General features: G+C 73.5%; 18 protein-coding genes. 5 read left to right on the top strand and 13 right to left on the bottom strand.

Going from position 1 to position 24,113, the window contains the following annotated elements; genetic code table 11:
- Positions 1 to 193 precede the first annotated feature (193 nt).
- From whiA to rapZ, 3 genes are read right to left on the bottom strand one after another with little or no spacing between them, the layout of a single operon-like run.
- Positions 194 to 1,174, bottom strand: coding sequence for a DNA-binding protein WhiA (gene whiA, locus TK50_RS24595; protein WP_043967505.1), 981 nt, complete (start codon positions 1,172 to 1,174; stop codon positions 194 to 196).
- Positions 1,175 to 1,228: 54 nt separating this feature from the next.
- Positions 1,229 to 2,257 carry a gluconeogenesis factor YvcK family protein gene (locus tag TK50_RS24590; RefSeq protein ID WP_043967504.1) on the bottom strand — a complete coding sequence of 343 codons (1,029 nt, stop codon included), beginning with the start codon at positions 2,255 to 2,257 and terminating at the stop codon, positions 1,229 to 1,231.
- The gene (gene rapZ / locus TK50_RS24585; RefSeq protein WP_043969334.1) at positions 2,254 to 3,156 is read right to left on the bottom strand and encodes an RNase adapter RapZ; all 903 of its coding nucleotides are present in this window, start codon (positions 3,154 to 3,156) and stop codon (positions 2,254 to 2,256) included. Before rapZ ends, TK50_RS24590 begins: the two co-directional genes overlap by 4 nt.
- Positions 3,157 to 3,902: 746 nt before the next feature.
- On the opposite strand from rapZ, the gene TK50_RS24580 reads away from it, so the two are divergent.
- On the top strand, positions 3,903 to 4,895 hold the full coding sequence (locus tag TK50_RS24580; protein ID WP_043967501.1) for a hypothetical protein: 993 nt from the start codon (positions 3,903 to 3,905) through the stop codon (positions 4,893 to 4,895).
- 95 nt (positions 4,896 to 4,990) lie between these two features.
- Here the strand turns inward: TK50_RS24580 and TK50_RS24575 are convergent, their stop codons facing one another.
- The 3 genes from TK50_RS24575 to TK50_RS24565 all read right to left on the bottom strand — a co-directional run bounded on the left by TK50_RS24575 (position 4,991) and on the right by TK50_RS24565 (position 7,029).
- Complete coding sequence (locus TK50_RS24575) at positions 4,991 to 5,890, bottom strand: SWIM zinc finger family protein (protein ID WP_043967500.1); 900 nt, start codon at positions 5,888 to 5,890, stop codon at positions 4,991 to 4,993.
- A 65-nt stretch (positions 5,891 to 5,955) separates the two neighbouring features.
- Positions 5,956 to 6,159, bottom strand: coding sequence for a DUF397 domain-containing protein (locus tag TK50_RS24570; protein ID WP_043967498.1), 204 nt, complete (start codon positions 6,157 to 6,159; stop codon positions 5,956 to 5,958).
- A gap of 21 nt (positions 6,160 to 6,180) precedes the next feature.
- Positions 6,181 to 7,029, bottom strand: coding sequence for a helix-turn-helix domain-containing protein (locus TK50_RS24565; protein ID WP_043969333.1), 849 nt, complete (start codon positions 7,027 to 7,029; stop codon positions 6,181 to 6,183).
- A 142-nt stretch (positions 7,030 to 7,171) separates the two neighbouring features.
- Here TK50_RS24565 and TK50_RS24560 point away from each other — a divergent pair, with 142 nt between their 5' ends.
- Complete coding sequence (locus TK50_RS24560) at positions 7,172 to 7,681, top strand: hypothetical protein (protein ID WP_241774111.1); 510 nt, start codon at positions 7,172 to 7,174, stop codon at positions 7,679 to 7,681.
- A gap of 20 nt (positions 7,682 to 7,701) precedes the next feature.
- Here the strand turns inward: TK50_RS24560 and TK50_RS24555 are convergent, their stop codons facing one another.
- The 3 genes from TK50_RS24555 to TK50_RS24545 form a co-directional block, all read right to left on the bottom strand.
- Positions 7,702 to 9,933: a S8 family peptidase gene (locus TK50_RS24555; RefSeq protein ID WP_043967494.1), complete on the bottom strand. Its 2,232-nt coding sequence runs from the start codon at positions 9,931 to 9,933 to the stop codon at positions 7,702 to 7,704.
- A 153-nt stretch (positions 9,934 to 10,086) separates the two neighbouring features.
- Positions 10,087 to 12,048 carry an excinuclease ABC subunit UvrC gene (gene uvrC / locus TK50_RS24550; RefSeq protein ID WP_043967491.1) on the bottom strand — a complete coding sequence of 654 codons (1,962 nt, stop codon included), beginning with the start codon at positions 12,046 to 12,048 and terminating at the stop codon, positions 10,087 to 10,089.
- Between the two features lie 10 nt (positions 12,049 to 12,058).
- The gene (locus TK50_RS24545; RefSeq protein WP_043967488.1) at positions 12,059 to 13,402 is read right to left on the bottom strand and encodes a jacalin-like lectin; all 1,344 of its coding nucleotides are present in this window, start codon (positions 13,400 to 13,402) and stop codon (positions 12,059 to 12,061) included.
- A gap of 228 nt (positions 13,403 to 13,630) precedes the next feature.
- Between TK50_RS24545 and TK50_RS24540 the strand changes: the two genes are divergently transcribed.
- A complete protein-coding gene (locus TK50_RS24540) occupies positions 13,631 to 16,873 on the top strand; it encodes a penicillin acylase family protein (protein ID WP_052503901.1) in 3,243 nt (1,080 codons plus the stop codon).
- A 53-nt stretch (positions 16,874 to 16,926) separates the two neighbouring features.
- On the opposite strand, the gene TK50_RS24535 is transcribed toward TK50_RS24540, so the two are convergent.
- The 3 genes from TK50_RS24535 to rsgA all read right to left on the bottom strand — a co-directional run bounded on the left by TK50_RS24535 (position 16,927) and on the right by rsgA (position 21,895).
- Positions 16,927 to 17,394, bottom strand: a complete 468-nt coding sequence (locus tag TK50_RS24535) for a Rieske (2Fe-2S) protein (RefSeq protein WP_043967486.1) — start codon at positions 17,392 to 17,394, stop codon at positions 16,927 to 16,929.
- A 220-nt stretch (positions 17,395 to 17,614) separates the two neighbouring features.
- Positions 17,615 to 20,560 (bottom strand): excinuclease ABC subunit UvrA, encoded by a 2,946-nt coding sequence (uvrA, locus tag TK50_RS24530; protein WP_043967484.1) that lies wholly within the window; start codon positions 20,558 to 20,560, stop codon positions 17,615 to 17,617.
- A gap of 282 nt (positions 20,561 to 20,842) precedes the next feature.
- Positions 20,843 to 21,895 (bottom strand): ribosome small subunit-dependent GTPase A, encoded by a 1,053-nt coding sequence (gene rsgA, locus TK50_RS24525; protein WP_043967481.1) that lies wholly within the window; start codon positions 21,893 to 21,895, stop codon positions 20,843 to 20,845.
- A 179-nt stretch (positions 21,896 to 22,074) separates the two neighbouring features.
- Between rsgA and TK50_RS24520 the strand changes: the two genes are divergently transcribed.
- Positions 22,075 to 22,791, top strand: coding sequence for a maleylpyruvate isomerase family mycothiol-dependent enzyme (locus TK50_RS24520; RefSeq protein ID WP_043967480.1), 717 nt, complete (start codon positions 22,075 to 22,077; stop codon positions 22,789 to 22,791).
- A 6-nt stretch (positions 22,792 to 22,797) separates the two neighbouring features.
- Entirely contained in the window at positions 22,798 to 23,451 is a 654-nt protein-coding gene (locus TK50_RS24515; protein WP_043967477.1) for an MBL fold metallo-hydrolase, read from the top strand.
- Between the two features lie 30 nt (positions 23,452 to 23,481).
- On the opposite strand, the gene TK50_RS24510 is transcribed toward TK50_RS24515, so the two are convergent.
- Complete coding sequence (locus tag TK50_RS24510) at positions 23,482 to 24,105, bottom strand: DedA family protein (RefSeq protein WP_043967475.1); 624 nt, start codon at positions 24,103 to 24,105, stop codon at positions 23,482 to 23,484.
- Positions 24,106 to 24,113 lie beyond the last annotated feature (8 nt).

The following is a 24,113-nucleotide window of genomic DNA, read 5'->3' as shown; positions in this document are numbered from 1 at the left end:
ACCTGACCGCCGGAGGCGGTGTGCACGGCGAGAGTGCCGGTGCCGGCCCCCTTGCCGTACGCAACGACCCTATCCGAGCGCGTGGCGGCGCGGTGCGCCGGGTGGTGATCCGCTGCGCGCTCCCGGGGCCGGGCACGCGCCCGCGGTGACGCGCTGCGGGACGGGCCGCCGCGCGCCCACCGCCACCGTCCTATCAGACCACGAGCATGTCGGGCGTGACGGCCGCTTCCGTATCCGGGATGCCCAGGTCACGGGCCCGCTTGTCGGCCAGGGCCAGCAGCCGGCGGATCCGCCCGGCGATGGCGTCCTTGGTCAGCGGCGGATCGGCGAGCGCGCCCAACTCCTCCAGGGACGCCTGCCGGTGCTCCAGGCGCAGCCGGCCGGCGGAGGTGAGATGGTTCGGCGCGTCGTCGGCGAGGATCTCCAGCGCCCGCGTCACCCGGGCGGCGGCGGCCACGGCCGCCCGCGCCGAGCGGCGCAGGTTGGCGTCGTCGAAGTTGGCCAGCCGGTTGGCGGTGGCCCGCACCTCGCGGCGCACCCGGCGCTCCTCCCAGGCCAGCACGCTGGAGTGTGCTCCTATGCGGGTGAGCAGCGCCGCGATGGCGTCGCCGTCCTTGACCACCACCCGGTCGACCCCGCGCACCTCGCGGTTCTTCGCGGTGATGCCGATGCGCCGGGCCGCGCCGACCAGCGCCAGCGCCGACTCCGGGCCCGGGCAGGTGATCTCCAACGCACTGGAGCGGCCGGGCTCGGTCAGCGAGCCGTGCGCCATGAACGCCCCCCGCCACGCGGAGACCGCGCAGCAGACGTTCGCGGCCACCACGTGCGGCGGCAGGCCGCGCACCGGACGGCCCCGCACGTCCAGCAGCCCGGTCTGCCGGGCCAGCGCCTCGCCGTCCTTGACCACCCGGACGATGAAGTGGCTGCCCTTGCGCAGCCCGCCGGAGGCGAGCACGTGGATCTCGCTGGAGTAGCCGTACACCTCCGCGATCTCCCGGCGCAGCCGCCGGGCCACCGCCCCGGTGTCCAGCTCGGCCTCGACCACCACCCGGCCGGAGACGATGTGCAGCCCGCCGGCGAAGCGCAGCAGCGCCGCCATCTCCGCCCGCCGGCAGCAGGGCTTGGGCACGTCGACCCGGCTCAGCTCGTCCTTGACCGCAGCCGTCATCGCCATTGTGCGCCCCCTCACGGACCGGTTCCGGCGTGTCGCCGGAGATTACGTACGTGCTTAACGATCGGCGCCCAGGACAGGCACCAGGGCGGCACCCAGGGCGGCCGGATCGTGACGGGGTTCGCCGTCGGTGACGGCGACCGGGGCGAGGACCAGCCGGGCACCCAGCGATTCTGCCGCACGCTCGACCGGCGCGGGATCGCCCACCGCCTTGGAGTCCGCCAGCACCAGGTCCACCGCCAGCTCGGGCAGATAGTGCCGCAGGGTGGCCAGGTGGTCGGCGAGGGAGAGCCCGAGGGTCTCCTTCTCCGCCGCGAGGTTGAGGGTGACCAGCCGGCGGGCCGGGCTCGCCACGATCGCGGCGGCCAGCCCCGGCACCAGCAGGTGCGGCAGCACGCTCGTGTACCAGCTGCCGGGCCCGAAGATCAACCAGTCCGCCTCGGCCGTCGCCGCCACCGCCTCCGCGCAGGCCGCCGGGGTCGTCGGGGTCAGCCGCAGCGACTCCACCCGCCCCCCGGTGACCGCCACCTGGTGCTGCCCGCGCACCGTGCGCACCTCGTCCGGGTACGCCGGGTCGGCCCCGCGCACCCGCGCCTCGATGCCGACCGGCTGGCGGGACATCGGCAGCACCCGGCCCACCGCGCCGAGCATCGCCCCGGCGTGCTCCAGGGCGGCCACCGGGTCGCCGAGCAGCTCGATCAGCCCGCAGAGCACCAGGTTGCCCACGGCGTGCCCGGCCAGCCCGTCGTCGGTGCCGACCGGGTCGCCGGGGGTGTCGGCGAAGCGGTGCTGGAACAGCCCGGCGGTGCGTCGGGTGGCCGGATGGTCCCCGGCGAGGGCCACCAGCGCCTGACGCAGGTCGCCCGGGGGCAGGCCGCCCCGGCGGGCGCGCAGCCGGCCGCTGGAGCCGCCGTCGTCGCCGACGGTGACCACGGCGGTGATGTCCAGGTCCAGCTCGGGCACGCACCGGCGCAGCGCCCGCAGGGACACCGACAGGCCGTGCCCGCCGCCGAAGGCGACCACCCGGGTACGCCGCCCGTCGCCCCGCCCGCCGCCCCCGCCCGGGGGCTCCGCCGGCGGCGTCATTCGCGTCCCAGGTCGCGGTGTTGCGCGTTGGCCGCCAGCCCGGCGTGGCGCAGCCGGGCGGCCAGCTCCTCGGCGATGGCCACGCTGCGGTGCTTGCCGCCGGTGCAGCCGACCGCCACGGTCAGGTACCGCTTGCCCTCCCGCTCGAACCCGACGGTGGTGGCGTTGACCAGGTCCGCGTACGTCCCGACGAAGGCGTCCGCGCCCTCCTGGCCCAGCACGTACGCGCTGACCGCTTCCTCCCGCCCGGTGTGCTCCCGCAGCTCGGGCACCCAGTACGGGTTCGGCAGGAACCGGGCGTCGAGGACGAAGTCGGCGTCCGGCGGCAGGCCGTACTTGAAGCCGAAGGAGAGCACGGTGATCCGCAGCCGGCGGGCGTCCTCGCCGCCGAACAGCTCCTCGATCCGGCGACGCAGCTGGTTGACGTTCAGGTGGCTGGTGTCGATGATCACGTCGGCCTGGTCGCGGGCCTCCTCCAGCAGGCCCCGCTCCACGGCGATGCCGTCGGCCAGCCGCCCCTCGCCCTGCAACGGGTGCGAGCGCCGGACGCTCTCGAACCGGCGGATCAGCACCTCGTCGTCGGCGTCCACGAAGACCACGCGCGGGGAGAAGCCCCGGTCCTTCAGCTCCCGGATCGCCCCGGCCAGGTCCGTGGAGAAGGCACGGGAGCGCACGTCCAGCACCATCGCCGTACGCCGGGCCGCGCCGCCGGCCTTGACGGCCAGCTCGGCCATGTCGAGCATGAGCGCCTGCGGCAGGTTGTCGACGACGTAGTAGCCGACGTTCTCCAGGGCCCGGGCCACCGTGCTGCGCCCGCCGCCGGACACGCCGGTCACCACTACCAGGGTGGTCTCCGACTCCGTCGCCGCCCGGGTCGCCGCCTCCGCGGCCACCGGCAGCGATTCCGTGGCCGCCCCCGCCGCCGCTGTCGGGCCGTCGCCGGCCGGAACCTCGGGCGTCCGCGCCTCGTTCACTGCCTACTCCCCACGGATGACGCACGGCCGACCTGACCGCGGTGGCCGACCTAGAACTCTATCCCGCCCGGCCCTCAGGATCCGGCAACCACCCCGCCGCCCGTCCCCGCCGCGCCACCCCTCACCCCTGCCGCCGCTCCCCCGCCGCGCCTCCACCACCTCCCGCCGCGCCTCGCGCTCCCGCCCCTCCCGCCGCCCGCCCGGCCCACCGACCTGCCCCGCCGATCTTGCACTTGCGGCCTCCGACTCGCCCCATGCATCCCTTTCGCCCGGGCCCCAAGTGCAAGATCGCGAGGATGCGGGCGGCACGGGCCGGGCGGGGACGGGGCAGCTCTTCGATTCTTGGACAGTTGGCGTTCCCTCCGGACAGGAACTGTCCACGAACGCCGAGGGGTCGAGACGGAACCGGGCGGGGAGGGCGGAGCGGGGGCGGAACCGGGGGTGAGGGTGTGAGTGGGGCGGAAAGGGGGGTGGGATTGGGCACGATCGGAGAAGTCGGTCGGTCGACCCGACGCCATACTGCGGTTGGACATCGACCCAACTCGATGAATATCGGTGGCGGGCGATGTCCACCCGGCCGGCGGTGCCGGCCTCCCGGTCCGGGCGTCGTCGTCGGCGTCGCCGACGCGCCCCCGCCGGGGTCTCGTCCCCCTCGGCATGAGGAGCGCAGCGTGACGCAGACCCATCGTTCGTCCCGATCCCCCGTGGACCTCCGGCCCGACCGCGCAGGCGCGGGAACGTCCACCTTCGTCAACGGGCACTTCCCCCGGCGGCGCGCACTGATCGTCCTGCTCAGCGTGCTCGGCGGCTTCCTGCTGACCGTGGTCTGGTCGGCCGAGTTCGTGGACCAGACCATCGGCGACAACGTCGCCAACACGCTGCTGGGCCACGACGCCAAGGAGACGCCCATCCAGGGCATCGCGGCGGGCATCGTGTTCGCCTTCGTCTCCGGCATCGCGGGCACGTTCACCGCCTGCAACATCGCCGCCTTCGGTGCTATCGCCCCGCTCACCGGCACCACCGCCGGGAGCCGCCTGCACCGCTTCGGCCAGCCGCTGAAACCGCTGGGCTGGATGTCCGTCGGAATGATCGCGGTGTCGGCGACGTACGGTGCGATCGTCGGCCTCGTCGGCACCGCCATGCCGCAGTTCTCCACGGCCCCGACCACGCCCGGCGGGCTGTCGCCGCGCAGCATCCAGTCGATGGTCGTCTTCGGCCTGATCGGCCTGGTGATGGTCTACCTCGGCCTGGCCTCGCTCGGCATCGTCGCGGACCCGTTCGCCCGGATCGCCCGCCGGTTCCCCAACGCACCCATGGTCTTCATGGGCGCGCTGATCGCGGGCTTCCTGATCGGGCGGCCCTTCCCGCTGTTCCGGCAGATGTTCCGCGACGCCGCCGAGAGCGGCAACCCGTTGTACGGTGCGGCGGCGTTCACGCTCCAGTCCCTCGGCAACATCGTCATCATGGCGGTGCTGTTCCTGCTGCTGGCCTGGCTCGCCGGCTCCCGCCTGCAACGGTGGTTCGCCGAGCGGCCGAGCCGGCTGGCGGTGCTGACGGCGGTCGCGTTCATCGTCGCCGGGGCGTTCACGTTCCTCTACTGGGACGTCCGGCTGCTCGCCCGCCGCGAGATCATCCCCTGGTACCCGCTCGCCCCCTGGGCCTGAGTGCAAGAAAGGGCCCCTTGTTAACGCATTCTGTTGTACAGGGGGCCCTTCCTAACAAGAACGCACGGCGGCGGCAGCGTTGGGCGCGGCGGTCGTCAGTGGAGCTGCCGCAGCGCCTTGACCCGCTGGCGGCCCAGCACGGCGAGGTAGTCCCACGGCTCGTCGAGGCAGGAGTCGATTTCGGCCGCCTCGATGATCTCGGTCAGCCGGGCGGCCAGCTCGTCGGGATCCGGCTGCGCCTGCTCGCAGAGCCGGACATGGGCCGCCCGTAGCGCGCCGCCGATCTCGGCCACTTCCTCCTCGTACGTCTCCGGGGCGTCCAGCAGCGGCGGGACGATGCGGTCCCAGGCGCGGGCCGCCTCCTCGACCACCAGCAGCGCCTCCGGGGTCGCCGGCCGTTGGGCGAGCACCTCGATCTCCTCGACCATCGCCCGGCCGGCCTTCTCCACGTCGTGCAGATCCCAGTACCGGTCGTCGGCCGCATCGTGGGCCAGGCCGTCGATCGTACGGCGGAGGTCGTCGAGTTCTGCGGCGCTCGGGGGCGCGAGCCGGCCGGCGCGCGCCAACAGCGCGCTCTCCAGCACGCGATCCGTGGCCGCCCACTCGGCGACCAGCATCGTGAGCCGACGCGCGGGGATGCCGCGCGCGACCTCCGCCAACTCGGCGACCTTGGCGTCGATGCTCAGGACTGACGGTGGGGTGGCCGCCGAGGACCACGGCAGGTCGTCTTCCAGGGCGACGAGGGTGAGGGCCACCGCGTGCGCGCACAGCCCAGCGCCGTCCGGGCAGTCGCACTCGGCGGTGAAGCCGTCCGCCGTGATGCCCACCCAGACCTCGTACGCCGGCTCCCCGGCCTCCCGGATCACGCCGGACGCTCCCCCGCCGGCCGGCACGAACTCCGCCGGTTGACCCGCTGCCCGCAACGTGTCCGCCGCTGCGCAGGCCACGGAACCGGCCGCGTCACGCAGGGCTTCGATGTCGATGCTCACCGCCATCCGGTCATCTAACCGGGCGTGGGTGATGCCGCCGGCATCAGGGCGGCGACCAACTCGGCGAGGGATCAGCCGCGCAGGCCGTGCCGCAGGCCGACGACGAACGACGACCAGGCGTCCCGGTCGAAGCGGAGTGCAGGGCCACCCGGGTCCTTGGAGTCCCGCACCGCCAACGCGTCAGAGAGTTCGGCCACCTCGACGCAGTTGGAACCGCTCGCGCTGCTCCGGCCGCTCTTGCGCCACTTCCCCGCGTGAACGTCCGGAGCGGTCATCGTCAAGCCCCTCAGGTGAAGTCAATACTCATCAGCCACCCGAGCCAGGAAGCCGGCCGACTCGTCAGGGTCGAGCGCCTTGGCCATGAGGTGATCGAACATGAGTCTATATCGGGCCACGTGTCTCTCCTCTTCCAAGAGAAGCGTGCTGGAGTCGTTGTCGAGATAGACGACGGTGGGGTCCAAGATCGGATCGGAGTAGTCGAGCAGGGTGAACGGGCCGCCCATGGCTGCATGTGCCCCAGCCGCGAAGGGCAGGATCTGGATCTCTACGGTGGGCAGCCCGCACGCCTCGATGAGGCGAGCGATCTGCGCCTGCATGACCTTCGGTCCGCCCACCACTCGGCGCACGGCCGCTTCGTCAAGAACCATCCACAACCTCGGCGGCACATCTCGCGACAGCAGGGCCTTGCGGCCGAGTCGAGCGGCCACCCGCCGGTCCGTCTCGTCCTGGTCGGCGGTGCTGCGGCCCGCCTTGACGATGGCGCGGACGTACTCCTCCGTCTGCAACAGGCCGGGCACGTACAGGCTCTCGAACGCGCTGATCGACGTCGCCTCCGCTTCGAAGCCGACGTAGTCGTCCGGCAGCACGTCGCCGTACGCGCTCCACCAGCCCTTCTGGCGCGACTGCCGCAGCAGCGCGGTCAGCGACTCCCGTTCCTCCTCGGAGGCGTCGTAGAGGTCGAGCAACGGCGGCAGGTCCTTGGGCATCACCCGGGAGTGCCCGAGTTCGAAGCGGATGATCTTGGTGCGATGCCAGCCCAGAAGCTTGGCCACATCCTCAGCGGTGCGCCCGGTGCGGTCCCGCAGGCGACGCAGCTCGCGGCGCAGACGACGGGCTCTGATCGTCGGACTCGGCACCTGCGCCATCGCCAACACCACCTCCACTGCGGGTAACCGATTCTCACCCGAGGGCGACCACAGATCAAGAACGCGACGGATGAAAATGCGACGTTGCGTTTCCGAGCCCGATGAGTCAGTCTCTTGCTACTCACCCATTACGGAGAGGTACATGACAGTGACTGACGATCAAGCGTCGCAGTGGCCCGAGTCCGACTTTCATCGTGACCTGGCGGCCATGCTCGACGGGGCCGACGTGTCCGAGCGGGTCCGGGCCGCCGTCGCGCACGCGCTGACGAAGCCGGACGCCCTCTCGTCGTACGTCAATTCCCTGGTCAACCGCTATACGACGGACCGCGAGCGGGGCTCGGGGCGCAACCGGCCGCCCGCCGGGGCGTACGAGATGCACCGCCGGTGGACGCTGCACCTGTCCTACCCGGCGCCCGACCTGCGGGAGGCCCGCGACCAGGCCGTCGTCTACACGGAGGGCCTGACGATCCTGCGCCCCGAGCTGCCCGCGAGCGCCGCGCTGCTGTCCCGGGCCGACGCCTGGAACCACGTCGAGCCGGTGTTCTGCGGCCGGATCGGCCCCGACGGCGAGGTCTGCCTGGACGTCACCGGGCACCCCGGCTTCCACAGCGCGGCCGGCATCGGCGGGCTGTGCTGGGGCGACGGCGACTAGCAGCCATCGTTGAAGCGCCGTCAGAGGGTCAGCTTCCAGCCCTCGATCAGGCCCTCGTAGCCGGCTACGTTCTCGACCCGCAGCTTCCAGGTGCCGAGGGTCGGCCTGCCCGACAGGTCGGCGATGTAGGCCTCGCGGGCGTTCGCCTTGTACGACCCCACGGGGCTCTCCTTGAGCAGCACCACCTGCCCGCCGGGCGCGACGAGGGAGATCTGGAGGTCGCGGCCGAACTGGTGCGCGATGCTGACCTCGACGTAGCTGGTGGTCGACGGGGCCCGGCCGCAGTCGGGCACGCTGATCGGCGACTCGACCGTGCCGGAGGCCGGGATCCGCACGTCGGCGGTGGCGACCCCGCCGCACGCGGGCGCGGGCAGGTCCGCGCCCGCCACGTTGATCTTCCACGAGTCGAGGAACCCGGTGCCCTGGGCCAGGTTGTCGCTGACGTACAGGTTCCAGGTGCCGTTCGCCGGCTCGGCCGACAGGTCGTAGGTGAACGTGTAGTCGATGCGGTCGCTGTCGCCGCCGGTGTGGTCCATGAGGAAGTACCAGGTGCCGCGGGGCGAGATCAGCCGCACGTCGAGCTCCCCGATCACGGCGTGCTCGATGTGCACCTCCACCGTGCTGTTGCGGGCGGCGTTGCCGGGGCAGCCGGTGACGGTGATCGGGGCGTAGAGGTTCTGGAAGTCGGTGATCGCCCGGTCGGTGCCGTCGGAGCGGACGCAGGCGGCCGGGTCGTCGATGCGCAGCTGGACGGCCACCGCGCGGGTCGCGGCGGTCCCGGTGCCGATCACCGTGACGGTGTACGTGCCGGCCAGCGTCGTCGACGCGGTGCCGACCGTGAGCGTGGTGCCGGCGTTCGAGGAGATGCTGGCGGACTGGAACGTGGCCGTGACGCCCGCCGGCAGGCCCCGGACCGCCAGCGCGACCGGCTGGGACGCGCCCCTGGTGACGCTGCCGGCGATGGTGGTGGTGACGGTGCCACCGGCGGTGACGGTGACGCTGGCCGGGGTGGCGGTCAGGGTGAAGTCGTTGGCCGGGGTGGTGGGATCGACGTGCAGCAGCCGGTTCGGCGTGCCGACGCCCGCGTCGGTCACCACCCCGACGCCTGCGTCGGCCAGGAGCGCCTGGGTCACCTGGGCCGGCGTGTAGGTCGGGTGTTCGGCCAGGATCAGCGCGGCGGCCCCGGCGACGTGCGGGCTGGCCATCGACGTCCCGGAGGCCGTGCGGGTGGTGGCGGTGCCGCCGATGTACGCCGAGGTGATGTCGACGCCCGGCGCGAACAGGTCCACGCAGGTGCCGATGTTGGAGAACGAGGCGCGCGCGTCGTTGGCCCCGGTGGCGGCCACCGTGATCGCCTCCGGCACGGAGGCCGGGGTGGTCGTGCACGCGTCGGCGCCGTTCTCGTTGCCCGCGGCCACCGCGTAGGTGACGCCGTCGGCGATGGACCGCCGCACGGCCTCGACCATGGGCGCGTACGCCGCGCCGCCGAGGCTCATGTTGGCCACGGCCAGCTCTCCGGGGTCGTGGTCGCCGGTGACCCAGTCGACCCCGGCGATGACCTGGGAGGCCCAGGCGCCGCCGGTGCAGCTCAGCACGCGCACGGCGACCAGTTGCACGTGCTTGGCCACCCCGAAGGTGGACCCGCCGAGCGTGCCGGCCACGTGGGTGCCGTGGCCCTGGCAGTCGGTGGCGTCGGCGTCGTTGTCCATGAAGTCCCAGCCGGACACCGCCCGGCCGGCGAACTCGCCGTGGGTGAGGTTGATGCCCGAGTCGATCACGTAGGCCCGCACGGCCGCCGTGGCGCGGGGGTAGGTGAACGAGTTGTCGAGCGGCAGCGCGCGCTGGTCGATCCGGTCGAGGCCCCAGGACGCGGTCGGGGTCTGCACGTCGGACGCGGACACCGTGCGGTTCTGCGTCACGGAGGCCACGGCCGGGTCGGCGGCGAGCCGGCGTGCGCCCCGCTCGGAGAGCCGGGCCTCGAAGCCGCGCAGGGCGTGCCGGTAGACCAGGCCGACGTGGCCGCCCTGCCGGGAGGCGAGGCGGCGGGCGGTGGCGGGCACGGCGTCGGCCGTGACGGCGGCGTCGCGCAGCACGACGACGTAGGAGCCGGGAACGGCGTCCGGGCCGCCGGCGGCGAGGATCTCGCCCTCGGCCGGGGCGGCGACCGCCGGGGCTGCCGCGGTGAGGGCCAGCAGGGTCGCTGCGGCCACGGTGCCGAGCAGGGAGGTCCTGCGGCGTCCTGCCGGTGTCATGGTGCCTCCCCTGACGACATGCGCGACGCGCCCTGGGCCCGTCACGCGTCGGGCGACGGGTCGGGCGCACGCGCGGACGGCCGTACCGCCGACATCATGGACACACGGACACCCGCTACGCCATAGATGGACGTCAATTATTTGCGGCGGGTGCTAATTGCCGTCGGCCGCGTCGGAGCCGGCGGGCCGGGCGTCCGCCCCGGGGTTGAGGGCGGCCGTGATCGCCTCGGCGGTGCGCCGGCCGACGCCGGGGACCTCGGTGATCTCCTCGGTCGAGGCCGCCGCGAGCCGCTTGAGCGAGCCGAAGTGGCGCAGCAGGGCCTTGCGCCGCACCTCGCCGAGGCCGGGCACCGAGTCGAGGGCCGACTCCGTCATCCGCTTGGAGCGGCGCTGCCGGTGGAAGGTGATGGCGAACCGGTGCGCCTCGTCGCGCACCCGTTGCAGCAGGTAGAGCCCCTCGGAGGTGCGCGGCAGGATGACCGGGAACTCGTCGTCGGGCAGCCACACCTCCTCCAACCGCTTGGCCAGCCCGCACAACGCCACGTCGTCGACCCCCAGCTCCGCGAGCGCCTGGGCCGCCGCCGCGACCTGCGGCGCGCCGCCGTCGACCACCACCAACTGCGGGGGGTACGCGAACCGGCGCGGCCGGCCCGTCGTCGGGTCGATGCCCGGCCGGTCGGGGTCGGCGGCGGTCTCCTCCCCCAGCTCCCCGGTCTCGGCGCGGGCCTCCAGGTAGCGGGCGAAGCGGCGGCGCAGCACCTCCGACATGGCGGACAGGTCGTCGGTGGCCCCCCGGACGATGAACCGGCGGTATTCGCTCTTGCGGGGCAGGCCGTCCTCGAAGACGACCATGCTGGCCACCACGTCGGTGCCCTGGATCTGGGAGACGTCGTAGCACTCGATGCGCAGCGGCGAGGTGCGCATGCCCAGCGCGTCGCTGATCTCGTCGAGGGCCTTGCCCCGGGTGGTCAGGTCGCTGCCGCGCTTGAGCTTGTGCCGGGCCAGGGCGTCCTTCGCGTTGCGCTCCACCGTCTCCAGCAGGGAGCGCTTGTCGCCGCGCTGCGGCACCCGCAGCGACACCCGGCTGCCCCGGCGGCCGGTCAGCCAGTCGGCGAGCGCGTCGGCGTCGGCGGGCAGGGCGGGCACCAGCAGCTCGCGGGGCACGTCGGCCTCGCCCTGCTCGCCGCCGTAGACCTGGGTGCAGAAGTGGTGCACCAGGTCGCCGGGGCTCAGGTCCTCGGTCTTCTCCACCACCCAGCCGCGCTGGCCGCGCACCCGGCCGTCGCGGACGTGGAAGACCTGGACGGCGGCCTCCAGGGGGTCGTCGGCGAACGCGACCACGTCGGCGTCGGTGCCGTCGCCGAGCACCACGGTCTGCTTCTCCATGGCCCGGCGCAGCGCCGCGACATCGTCGCGCAGCCGGGCGGCCTTCTCGAACTCCAGCGCCTCGCTGGCCTCGGTCATCTCGCGTTCGAGCTTGCGGACCATGGTGTCGGTGCGCCCGGCCATGAACTCGCAGAAGCCGTCGACGATCCCCCGGTGCTCCTCGGCCGTGACGCTGCCGACGCAGGGTGCGGAGCACTTGCCGATGTAGCCCAGCAGGCAGGGACGGCCGACCTGCCCGGCCCGCTTGAACACGCCGGCCGAGCAGGTCCGCGCCGGGAAGACCCGCAGCAGCAGGTCGAGCGTCTCGCGGATGGCCCAGGCGTGCGAGTAGGGCCCGAAGTAGCGCACGCCCTTGCGTTTGGCCCCGCGCATCACCTGGAGCCGGGGGAACTCCTCGTCGAGGGTGACGGCGAGGTACGGATACGACTTGTCGTCGCGGTAGCGGACGTTGAACCGGGGGTCGTACTGCTTGATCCAGGTGTATTCGAGCTGGAGGGCCTCGACCTCGGTGCCCACGGTGACCCAGTCGACCGACTCGGCCGTGGTGACCATCTGCTGGGTGCGCTGGTGCAGCCCCCACAGGTCGGCGAAGTAGGAGTTGAGCCTGCTGCGCAGGTTCTTCGCCTTGCCGACGTAGATCACCCGGCCGGTGCCGTCGCGGAACCGGTAGACCCCCGGGGCCTCGGGGATGGTGCCGGGTGCGGGGCGGTAGGTCGAGGGGTCAGCCACGCTCCGAAGACTAGCCGCCGGCCCCGACACTCCAGAGCACGCCGAGCTGGTCCACCTCGCTGCCGCTGCGGCCGAAGAACCCGGCGAGCCGGCCGCCGGACGGGGCGGTGAAGGTCACCGCGTCCGCGGTCGGGGTGCCCCCGGCCAGGGTGCGGCCGAGGTTGGTGGTGAGCCGGGCGGAGAAGATCCGGGTCCGGCCGTCCTTCTTGCCCTGGGTGAGGGTGACCTGGTCGACGTACTCGCCGTCGGCCAGGGTCAGGGTGGCCGGGGTGCCGCCCGTGCCGCCGTGGGTGGGGCTCGCGCCGTCGGCGAGGCGTACGCCGATCTGGTCGAGGCGGGAGCCGGCGCGCAGCGAGACGGCGGTGACCCGGGGGCCGACGGCGTCGAGGTCGGTGAACGGGGTGCCGTGCGGGCCGCCCCAGGTGTCGCTGGCGCGCAGCCCGTCGGCGAGGGTCCAGGTGAACCAGGCGGCGTGCGGGTAGTGGTCGGACAGCGGCGCGCCAACCGGGTCGAGGAACGCGGCGTGCTCGTTGCGGTAGCGGTCGAGGTCGAGGTCGATCAGCCGGTTGCCCCGGTAGAGGATCTTGTCGACGACCTCGCAGGCGTTGGTGACGTTGGCCGGGTCGCAGGTCAGCGCCGGGCTGCCGGCGGCCGGGGGCACCCCGCCCCGCTCCTGCTGCACCCACACGTCGGTGAGGCCGTTGGCGGCCACGAGATCGCGGATGTTGTCGCCGGTGCGGGTGTAGCGGACGTTGAGGTCGCCGGCCACGATCACCGCGTTGCCGGCGGAGTTCGCCTGCACGTACGCGGAGAGCTGGTCGATGTTGGACCGCCGGGCGGCGAGGTCGGGCTCGTCGCTGCCGGCGTTGGTGTGCACGTCGTAGAAGTCGACGTAGACGCCCTCGGCGAGCCGGATCCGGGACCGGCTGAAGCCCTTCGGGGTGAGGCAGTCGGTGCCGTGGCAGTCGTCCCAGCGCACCCGGACGAAGTCCGACACCGGGTAGTTGGACATCGTGTTGAGGCCGTCGCCGAAGGGCACGCCCCCGCTGGTGGCGGTGCGGTACGGGTGCCGGTCGGTGGCGTACAGGTCGGCGTGGTAGTTGAAGTCCTCCTGGACGTGCACGATGTCGTAGCCGTTGACCCGTTCGCCGATGGGCCGGGTGTTGGTCGCCGGGTTGCCGCTGGACAGTGGCTCGGGCAGGCCGGCGACGTTGTAGGTGAGCACCGAGAAGCCGCCCGAGGCGACGGCGGTGGGGGCGGGCGCGGCCCCGGCGGGGGCAGCGACGGCGGGCGCGGCCGGGGGCAGCAGGGCGGCCAGCAGCGCCGCGGACGCGAGCAGGCGGGTGGGTCTCATCCGACGTCCCTTCCAGACAGTGTGGTCCGGTGTGGCCGGCACCAGCCCGGGGGATCGAAGGTTATCCAAGGAACCCGGCCGGTTCAATACTCGCGGGTAACCGGCGCGCGACATGCTGATTGACGTCTTCCAATCTCGCGGCGGGACGCCTACCATCCGGTAACTGAATGTTCTTCATGTAATGATCGTCACCCCCCCGTCATGATCCCCACCGCTCGGAGGATCACCATGCCCCGTCCCACCGCCCCGCGTCGCCTGCTGGCCGGCGCGACCGCCGCCGTCGGCGTCGCCGCCCTGCTCGTCGCCACCCCCACCCCGACCACGACGCCCGCGAGCGCCGCCGCCGCGAAGGCAGCCGCCAGCACCTTCGCCGCCAACGACTACTGCCTCGGCGAGTGCGGCGACATCGTCCCGCCCGGCCAGAACGGCAGCGCCACCCTCGTCGAGATCCTCGCCAACCAGACCCTCGGCACGCTGCCCCGGCACTCCGCCGACCAGCTCGGCAAGTACGCCGACCTCGTCTACGGCTACGCCGGGCTGCGCCCCGAGCAGATCGGCACCTTCTTCAACGACGCCTCCTTCGGCGTGCCGTCCGGGCAGGTCGAGCGGGACTACTCGCCCCGCGCCGACGTGCGGATCGTGCGCGACCGGGCCACCGGCGTCCCGCACGTCACCGGCACCACCCGGGGCGGCACCATGTACGGGGCCGGCTACGCCGGCGCCGAGGACCGGCTGTTCACCATGGACCTGATGCGCCACGTCGGCCGGGGCACCCTCACCCCGTTCGCCGGCGGGGCCCCCAGCAACCGGGAGCTGGAGCAGAGCGTCTGGCGCAACTCGCCGTACACCGAGGCGGACCTGGCGGCGCAGGTCGAGGCGCTGCGCGCCAAGGGCCCGCGCGGCGAGCAGCTCTACGCCGACGTCCAGGAGTACATCGCGGGCGTCAACGCCTACATCGGCTTCTGCATGGCCAACCGCAACTGCCCCGGCGAGTACGTCCTCACCGGACACCTCGACGCGATCACCAACGAGGGTGGCCCGGAGCCGTTCACGATGACCGACCTCATCGCCATCGCCGGCGTCGTCGGCGGCCTGTTCGGCGGCGGTGGCGGCACCGAGATGCAGTCCGCGCTGGTCCGCATCGCCGCCCGCGCCAAGTACGGCCCGACCGAGGGCGACAAGGTGTGGGCGGGCTTCCGCAACCAGAACGACCCGGAGACGGTGCTGACCCTGCACGACGGGCAGAGCTTCCCCTACGGCTCCGCCTCCCCCGACGCGGCGAGCGTGGCGCTGCCCGACGCCGGCACGGCCAAGGTGGAGCCGATCTTCACCGACCCCACCGGCTCCGCCGCCAGCCGGGCCACCGGCAGCACCGGCTCGGAGCTGGCCGCCGCGCTGTCCGGGCTGACCATCGACCCGGCCCACCGGGGCATGTCCAACGCGGCCGTGGTCTCCGCCGCCAACTCCGCGACCGGGCACCCGGTGGCGGTGTTCGGGCCGCAGACCGGATACTTCTCCCCCCAGCTGCTGATGATCCAGGAGCTGCAGGGCCCCGGCATCAGCGCCCGGGGCGCGGCGTTCGCCGGCCTCAACCTCTACGTGCTGCTCGGCCGGGGCCAGGACTACGCCTGGAGCGCCACCTCGTCGATCCACGACATCACCGACACGTACGCGGTGCCGCTGTGCACCACCGACGGCAGCGCGCCGACGCTGGCCAGCGACCACTACCTGTTCCGGGGGCAGTGCGTGGCGATGGAGCAGCTCGCCCACACCAACAAGTGGAAGCCGACGGCGGCCGACACCACGCCCGCCGGGTCGTACAAGCTGGTGGCGTGGCGCACCAAGCTGGGCCTGGTCGCCTGGCGCGGCACCGTCGGCGGCAAGCCGCACGCCTTCACCCAGCTCCGCTCCACCTACCGGCACGAGGCGGACTCCGCGATCGGCTTCCAGATGTTCAACGACCCGACGCAGATGGGCACCGCCGACGCCTTCGTCGCCTCGGCGGGCAACGTCGAGTACGCGTTCAACTGGTTCTACGTCAACTCCACCCAGTCGGCGTACTTCAACTCCGGGCTCAACCCGCTGCGGGCCGCCGGGTCCAACCCGAACCTGCCGATGAAGGCCGAGCCCGCGTACGAGTGGCAGGGTTTCCAGCCCGACACGAACACCGCCAGCTACGCGCCGCGCTCGGCCCACCCCAACTCCGTGGACCAGGACTACTACGTCAGCTGGAACAACAAGCAGGCCAAGGACTTCGGCGGGGCCGACGGCAACTTCAGCTTCGGCGCGGTGCACCGGGGCGACCTGCTGGACAAGCCGCTGAAGGCCGGCATCGCCGCCGGGAAGAAGTACGACCGGGCGACGCTGACCGAGCTGGTGGAGCGGGCCGGCCTGACCGACCTGCGCGGGGTCGAGGTGCTCGACGAGCTGATCCGGGTGCTGGAGAGCCAGCCCGTCGGCGACGCCACCCTGGCCGCCGAGATCGCGAAGCTGAAGGCGTGGCGGCAGGCCGGCGCGCTGCGGGTGGAGACGGCCAAGGGCTCGAAGGTGTACCAGCACGCCGACGCCATCCGCACCTTCGACGCCTGGTGGCCGCTGCTGGTGCGGGGCGTGTTCCGCGACCAGCTCGGCCCCGACCTCTACCAGGCGCTGATCAACGCCCTCCAGATCAACGAGTCCCCCTCCGGCCACCAGCAGGGCGACAAGTCGAACCTGCCCACGTCCGCCAACGAGGCCCAGGCGCACAAGGGCTCGTCGTTCCAGTACGGCTGGTGGGGGTACGTCGACAAGGACCTGCGGGCGGTCCTCGGCGACCCCGTCGCCGGGGGCCTCGGCCGCACCTACTGCGGCGGCGGCGCCCTCGCCGGCTGCCGGCAGATCCTGCTCGACACGCTGAAGGCGGCCGCCGCGACCCCGGCCACCACCACGTACCCGGGCGACTCCACCTGCTCCGCCGGGGACCAGTGGTGCGCCGACGCGATCGTCCAGTCGCCGCTGGGCGGGATCAAGCACGCCACGATCGCCTGGCAGAACCGGCCCACCTACCAGCAGGTGGTGTCGTTCCCGGCCCGGCGCGGCGACGACGTGTCGAACCTCGCCGCCGGCAAGGCGGTGACCGCGTCGAGCGCCCAGCTCGGCTACGCCGCCGGCAAGGCCGTCGACGGGGACCTGGGCACCCGGTGGGCCAGCTCCTGGGCCGACGACCAGACGCTGACCGTCGACCTGGGCTCGGCCCGGTCGGTGGGCCGGGTCGCGCTGGCCTGGGAGTCGGCGTACGCGAAGTCGTACCGGATCGAGGTCTCCGCCGACGGCACGACCTGGCGCACGGTGTGGTCCACCACGGCCGGCGACGGCGGCACCGACGTGGTCGCGTTTCCGGTCGAGACCGCGCGGTACGTGCGGATGCGGGGCCTGACCCGGGCCACGACCTACGGCTTCTCGCTGTGGGAGATGTCGGTCTACGCCCGCTGACGGGCGACGACGGCGGCGGCCGGTCCGGGGTGACCCGGGCCGGCCGCCGCCGTTCAGGCGAGGGTGATCTGGTCGCCGTCGACCTTGAGCTCCTTGGCCGCGAGGGGCGTCGTCGCCGGGCCCGACGTCACCGAGCCGTCGGTGATGGAGAACTTGCTCATGTGGCAGGTGCAGTTGATGGTGCCGCCGTCGACGTTCGACACCGGGCAGCCCTGGTGGGTGCAGATCGGGTCGAAGCCCTTGAACGTGCCGGCCTCGGGCTGGGTGATCACCACGCCCTTCGCGGCCAGGATCAGGCCGCCGCCGACCGGGACGTCGGCGGTGCTGGCCAGCGCGCCGGAGTCGCCGGCGCCGCCGGTCGCCGCCGCGCCGCCGCTCGGGGCGGGGTCGCCGCCGGCGGAGTCGTCGGAGTCGTCGCCGCACGCCGACAGGACGACCGCCGCGCCCAGCGCGCCGGCACCGGCGAGGAGGGCGCGCCGCGTCTGCGTGGCCGGCCCGGTCTGCACCTGCTCGTCACTCATGTCTGGCCTCTCTGTCGACTGCCCGGTCCGAAGGGGGCCCGGGCCTCGTTGGGGTCCACGGATCACTGTGCCTGAAGGTTCAACAAATCGACCACAGTGATCGTTTGGCGGCGGGCCCACGGGCCGGCCGGGGCGGGCTCGGAGCAGGAGCAGGGCGGCGGCGACGCGAAGGGGCGCCCCGGACGAACCGGGACGCCCCTTGTCGGCGTGCGCGGCAGCCTCAGCGGGCCGCCGCCGCGACCTTGCGGGCCCGGGGGCGGGCCGGGGCGCCGTTGGCCTTCGCGGCCCGCCCGGTGGCCGCCTTCGCGCCCCGGGCCTCCCCGTCGAGCCCGAGCACCGGGCGCAGGAACCGGCCGGTGTGGCTCTCGGGCACCTCGGCGACCTCCTCGGGGGTGCCGGTGGCCAGCACCGTGCCGCCCCGGTGGCCGCCCTCGGGGCCCATGTCGATCAGCCAGTCGGCCGTCTTGATCACGTCGAGGTTGTGCTCGATGGTGATCACCGTGTTGCCCTTGTCGACCAGCCCCTCCAGCACCATCAGCAACTTGCGGATGTCCTCGAAGTGCAGGCCGGTGGTCGGCTCGTCCAGCACGTAGACCGTGCGGCCGGTGGAACGCTTCTGCAGCTCGGAGGCGAGCTTGACCCGCTGCGCCTCGCCGCCGGAGAGCGTCGGCGCGGGCTGGCCCAGCCGGACGTAGCCCAGGCCGACGTCGACAAGCGTCTTCAGGTGCCGGTGGATGGCCGGGATCGCGGAGAAGAACTCCGCCGCCTCCTCGATCGGCATCTCCAGCACGTCGGAGACCGTCTTGCCCTTGTAGTGCACCTCCAGGGTCTCCCGGTTGTACCGGGCCCCCTTGCACACCTCGCACGGGACGTAGACGTCGGGCAGGAAGTTCATCTCGATCTTGATGGTGCCGTCGCCGGAGCACGCCTCGCACCGGCCGCCCTTGACGTTGAACGAGAACCGGCCCGGACCGTACCCCCGGACCTTGGCCTCGGTGGTCTCGGCGAACAGCTTGCGGACGTGGTCCCAGACCCCCGTGTACGTCGCCGGGTTGGACCGGGGCGTGCGGCCGATCGGCGACTGGTCGACGCCGACGACCTTGTCCACGTGCTCCAGGCCGCTGACCCGGGTGTGCCGGCCCGGCACGTGCCGCGCCCCGTTGATCTGGTTGGCCAGCACCGCGTGCAGGATGTCGTTGACCAGCGTCGACTTGCCCGAGCCGCTGACCCCGGTGACCGCGATGAGCTGGCCCAGCGGGAACGACACGGTCAGGTTGCGCAGGTTGTGCTCCCGCGCGCCGTGCACCACCAGCTCCCGGCCCGGGGTCTGCGGCCGGCGGCCCGTCGGCGTCGGGATCTCCCGCCGGCCCGACAGGTACGCCCCGGTCACCGACTCCGGGTTGGCCAGCAGGTCCGGCACCGACCCGGAGTGCACGATGCGCCCGCCGTGCTCGCCCGCGCCCGGCCCGATGTCGACGATCCAGTCGGCGGTGCGGATGGTGTCCTCGTCGTGCTCGACGACGATCAGGGTGTTGCCCAGCCCGCGCAGCCGCACCAGCGTCTCGATGAGCCGGTGGTTGTCGCGCTGGTGCAGGCCGATGGACGGCTCGTCGAGCACGTAGAGCACGCCGACCAGGCCGGAGCCGATCTGGGTGGCCAGCCGGATGCGCTGCGCCTCGCCGCCGGACAGGGTGCCGGCCGGGCGGTCCAGGGAGAGGTAGTCCAGCCCGACGTCGAGCAGGAACCGCAGCCGGGCGTTGATCTCCTTGAGCACCCGCTCGGCGATCATCTTCTGCCGGTCGGTCAGCTCGATGCCGGCCAGCAGCTCGGCGCACTCGCCCACCGACAGGTTGCACACCTCGGCGATGCTCTTGCCGGCCAGGGTGACCGCGAGGACCTCGGGCTTGAGCCGCGCGCCGCCGCAGGCCGCGCAGGGCACGTCGCGCATGTAGCCCTCGTACTTCTCCCGCGACCACTCGCTCTCGGTGTCGGTGTGCCGGCGCTCGATCCACTGCACCACGCCCTCGAAGCCGGTGTAGTAGGAACGCTCGCGGCCGAACTTGTTGCGGTAGCGCACGTGCACCTGGTCGCCGGAGCCGTGCAGGATCGTCTTCTGCGCCCGCGCCGGCAGCGCCCGCCACGGGGTGTCGACGTCGAAGTGCTCGGCCTCGCCCAGCGCCTCCAGCAGGCGCAGGAAGTATTCCAGGTTGTGCCCGGACGACCAGGGCTGGATCGCGCCCTCGCGCAGGGTGCGCTCCGGGTCGGGGACGACCAGCTCCGGGTCGACCTCCTTCTTGGTGCCCAGGCCGGTGCACTCGGGGCACGCGCCGTAGGGCGCGTTGAACGAGAAGACCCGGGGCTCCAGGTCCTCGATCGCGAGGGGGTGGTCGTTGGGGCAGGCCAGGTGCTCGGAGTAGCGGCGTTCCCGGTCGGGGTCGTCCTCGGCGAGGTCGACGAAGTCGAGCAGGACCAGGCCGCCGGAGAGGCCGAGCGCCGCCTCGACCGAGTCGGTCAGCCGCTGCTTGGCGCTGGGCTTGACGGTGAGCCGGTCGATCACCACCTCGATGGTGTGCTTCTCCTGCTTCTTGAGCTTCGGCGGCTCGGTCAGCGGATGCACCACGCCGTCGACCCGGGCCCGCGCGTAGCCCTTGCCCTGGAGCTCGGCGAAGAGGTCGACGTACTCGCCCTTGCGGCCGCGCACCACCGGGGCGAGCACCATGAACCGGGTGCCCTCGGCCATCGCGAGGACCCGGTCGACGATCTGCTGCGGGCTCTGCCGGGAGATCCGCTCGCCGCAGACCGGGCAGTGCGGCTCGCCGACCCGCGCGTAGAGCAGCCGCAGGTAGTCGTAGACCTCGGTGATCGTGCCGACGGTCGAGCGCGGGTTGCGCGAGGTGGACTTCTGGTCGATGGAGACGGCGGGGCTGAGGCCCTCGATGAAGTCGACGTCCGGCTTGTCCATCTGGCCGAGGAACTGCCGGGCGTACGACGACAGCGACTCGACGTAGCGGCGCTGCCCCTCGGCGAAGATGGTGTCGAAGGCCAGGCTCGACTTGCCGGACCCGGAGAGCCCGGTAAAGACGATCAGGGCGTCCCGGGGCAGGTCGAGACTGACGTCACGCAGGTTGTGCTCGCGCGCGCCACGGATGATCAGTCGGTCGGCCACTGTCCGTGTACTCCCGGTGAAGAAGGCGAGGAGGATCTGGGCGCTCGGGGCGGCCGGGAGGCTTCCGGGACGGCCCCGAACGGTCGTGCGGGCGCAGAAGAAGCGCCTCGGCAACTCTAGCCCCGAGGTACGACAACTTTCCGCGCCCGCACATTCCCCCAGCTCAACCCGGTCGCGCCGGGCCCCGTCACGGCCCCGGCCCACCGCCCTCGCCCGGCACCGACACCCCGGCGACCGGCCGCCGCCGCGGTCAGCTCCCCGCTACCCCGGCAACACCGACAGTCACGGCCGGGCCGTCCGTCGCCGCCCGCCGCGCCAGCCGCCCCGGCGCTCGGCGGCCAGCCGGGCCTCCCGACGCCGGCTCTCGAAGGCGACCTCCCGCTGCAACCGGCGCCAGCTGTCGTACCGCCGGACGGCCAGCTCCCCGGCGGCGAGGGCGTCGCGCACGGCGCAGCCCGGCTCGGCGTCGTGCGCGCAGTCGCCGTACCGGCAGCCCGTGGCCAGCGCGGCGATGTCGGCGAAGGCCCGGTCCAGGCCCGCCGCGCCGTCGAGCAGGCCGACCGCGCGTACCCCCGGGGTGTCCAGCACCGCGCCGCCGCCCGGCACCGGCACCAGCGCCCGCCAGGTGGTGGTGTGCCGGCCCTTGCCGTCGACCCGGCGGATCGCCTGGGTCGGCATCACCACCGCCCCGGCCAGTGCGTTGACCAGGCTCGACTTGCCGGCCCCGGACGGGCCGAGCAGGGCGAGGGTGCGGCCCGGGGCGACGTGCGGGCGCAGCGCGTCGAGGCCGTCGCCGCGCTCGGCGCTGACCGGCAGCACCGGCACCCCGGGCGCGACGCCGGCGAGCTGCCGGGCGATCGCCGCCGGGTCGGCGGCGAGGTCGGCCTTGGTGAGCACCACCAGTGGCGTGGCCCCGGACTCGTGCGCCAGGGACAGCAGCCGCTCGATGCGGGCGACGTCCGGCTCGGGGTGCACCGGCTCGACGACGGCCGCGGCGTCGAGGTTGGCGGCGAGCACCTGCCCGCTGGCGTCCTTGCCGGCGGTGCGACGCACCAGCGCCGTGCGCCGGGGCAGCACGGACTCGACGGTGACCGGCCCGTCGGGCCAGGCGTGCAGCAGCACCCAGTCGCCGGCGCAGGGCAGCCGGGTCAGGTCGCGGGCCGCGTCGGCGAGCACCGCCGCGCCGAGGGTGGCGCGGACCGGCCCGTCCGCGCCGAGCACGGTGCACACGCCCCGGTCGACGCGGGCCACCCGGCCCGGAGTCCGGCCGGCGCGGGTGCGGGCGTGGGCCGCCCGTTCGGCGTCCCAGCCGAGGGCGGTCAGTTCGATGGACATGGCAACCTCTTCAGGGTCGGTGGATACGGTGGGGCGACACGCGTGCTTCGACCGGCATGGGCACCACCTCCTCCGAGTCCCCGGTGTCGCGTTGCACCGCCGACGGTAGGGGCCGCGCCGACGCGCCGAAAGCGATTTCCACGGCGACGCCGGGGCCGCGGGCGGCTAGGGTTCGGTGCGTGACCGCGGACCCGCTGCTGCTGACCGGTGACCTCGACGACGCCACGGCCCGGCTGCTGCGCACCGCCGCGGCCCTCGACGACGCGGACGTCGCCGCGCCGTCGCTGCTGCCCGGCTGGACCCGGGCGCACGTGCTGACCCACCTGGCCCGCAACGCCGACGGGTTCGTCAACCTGCTCACCTCCGCCCGCACCGGCGAGCGGATCCCGATGTACGCCAGCACCGCGGCCCGCGCCGCCGACATCGCCACCGGGGCGGCCCGAACGCCCGCCGCGCTCCTGGACGACCTGCGCCGCTCGGCCGAGCGGTTCGCCGAGGCGGTCGCCGCGATGCCCGTGCAGGCGTGGGCGGCGACCGTGGAGACCCGGCGCGGCCCGTGGCCGGCGGCCATGCTGGTCTGGGGGCGGCTGCGGGAGGTCGAGGTGCACCACGTCGACCTAGCCGCCGGCTACACGCCGGCCGACTGGCCGGAGGCGTTCGCCCAGCGGCTGCTGCACGAGGTCACCGCCGGCCTCGCCGGCCGGGACGACGCCCCGGCGCTGGTGCTGCGCTTCGACGGCAGCAGCCACGAGGTGGTCGTCGGCGATCCCGACGGCGCACCCACCGTCACCGGCCCCGCCCACGGGCTCGCCGCCTGGCTGACCGGCCGCGGCGGCGCCGACACGCTCGCCGTCACCCCCGACGGTCCCCTGCCGACCCCACCGGAATGGATGTAAGGACGCATGACCTACAGCGGAGACGTCAGCCCCGGCGGCGCGCCGGCCGTACGCGAGCTCGACGGGCTCACCATCACCAAGGTGTCGGTGGGGCCGATGGACAACAACGCCTACCTGCTGCGGTGCCGCGACACCGGCGAGCAGCTGCTGATCGACGCGGCCAACGAGGCGCCCCGGCTGCTGGAGCTGGTCGGCGACGCCGGCCTGGCCACCGTGGTCACCACCCACCAGCACATGGACCACTGGGTCGCGCTGGAGGAGGTCGTCGCGAAGACCGGCGCGCGGGCGCTGGTGCACGCCGACGACGCCGCGGGCCTGCCGATCCCGGCGCAGCCGCTGACCGACGGCGACACGGTGGCCGTCGGCGACCGCGAGCTGGAGGTGATCCACCTGCGGGGGCACACGCCGGGCTCGATCGCCCTGCTCTACCGCGACCCGGCGGGCGTGCCGCACCTGTTCACCGGCGACAGCCTCTTCCCCGGCGGGGTCGGCAACACCGACCGGGACCCGCAGCGGTTCGGTCAGCTCGTCGACGACGTCGAGCACCGGCTGTTCGACCGGCTGCCCGACGAGACCTGGTTCTACCCGGGGCACGGCCGGGACAGCACCCTCGGCGCGGAGCGCCCGTCGCTGCCGCAGTGGCGGGCCCGCGGCTGGTGACCGGCGGCGGCGCCGTCGCCCGCCCGGGGCTCAGGCCGCCGGGGCGGCGGGGACGGCGCCGCGCAGCCCGCGGCGCGTGACGAGCAGCACCACGCCGGCCAGCAGCAGACCCACCGCCATGGTGACCAGCAGCGGCGAGACGTCCACCGGCAGCAGCCCGGCCAGCGAGCGGGACAGCGTGCCGAGGGCCACGTAGAGGCCGGCCCAGAGCGCGGCCCCGACGCTCGCGCAGGCCAGGAACCTGCGGTACGACATCCGCAGGCCGCCCGCGGCCAGCGGCAGCAGCGCGTTGAACACCGGCAGGAAGGGCGCGACCAGCACCATCCGGCCGCCGCCCCGACGCAGGACGGACTCGGCCGCCGCCCAGCGGGACTCCCCGATCCAGCCGCCGACGCGGCTGTGCCGCAGCCGGTCGCCGTAGCGCCGGCCGACGAGGAAGCTCAGCGACCAGCCGGCCACGCAGCCGGCGACCACGGCGGCGACGGTGCTCGCGGCGGTGGCCGGCCGCCCGACGCCGACCGCGGCGAGGACCGCGACGTCGCCGGGGACCAGCACCCCCACCAGCGGTACGGCGTCGAAGAGCATCACCACCCCGAGCACCCCCACCAACAGGATGGTGGGCAGCTCCCCGACCTGGTGCGTCCATTCCGCCATGGTCCGTA

Source organism: Micromonospora haikouensis (assembly GCF_000876225.1).
GTDB lineage: Bacteria > Actinomycetota > Actinomycetes > Mycobacteriales > Micromonosporaceae > Micromonospora > Micromonospora haikouensis.
Note: the sequence above shows the minus strand (reverse complement) of the source record. Positions and strands in the feature narration are given on the sequence as shown.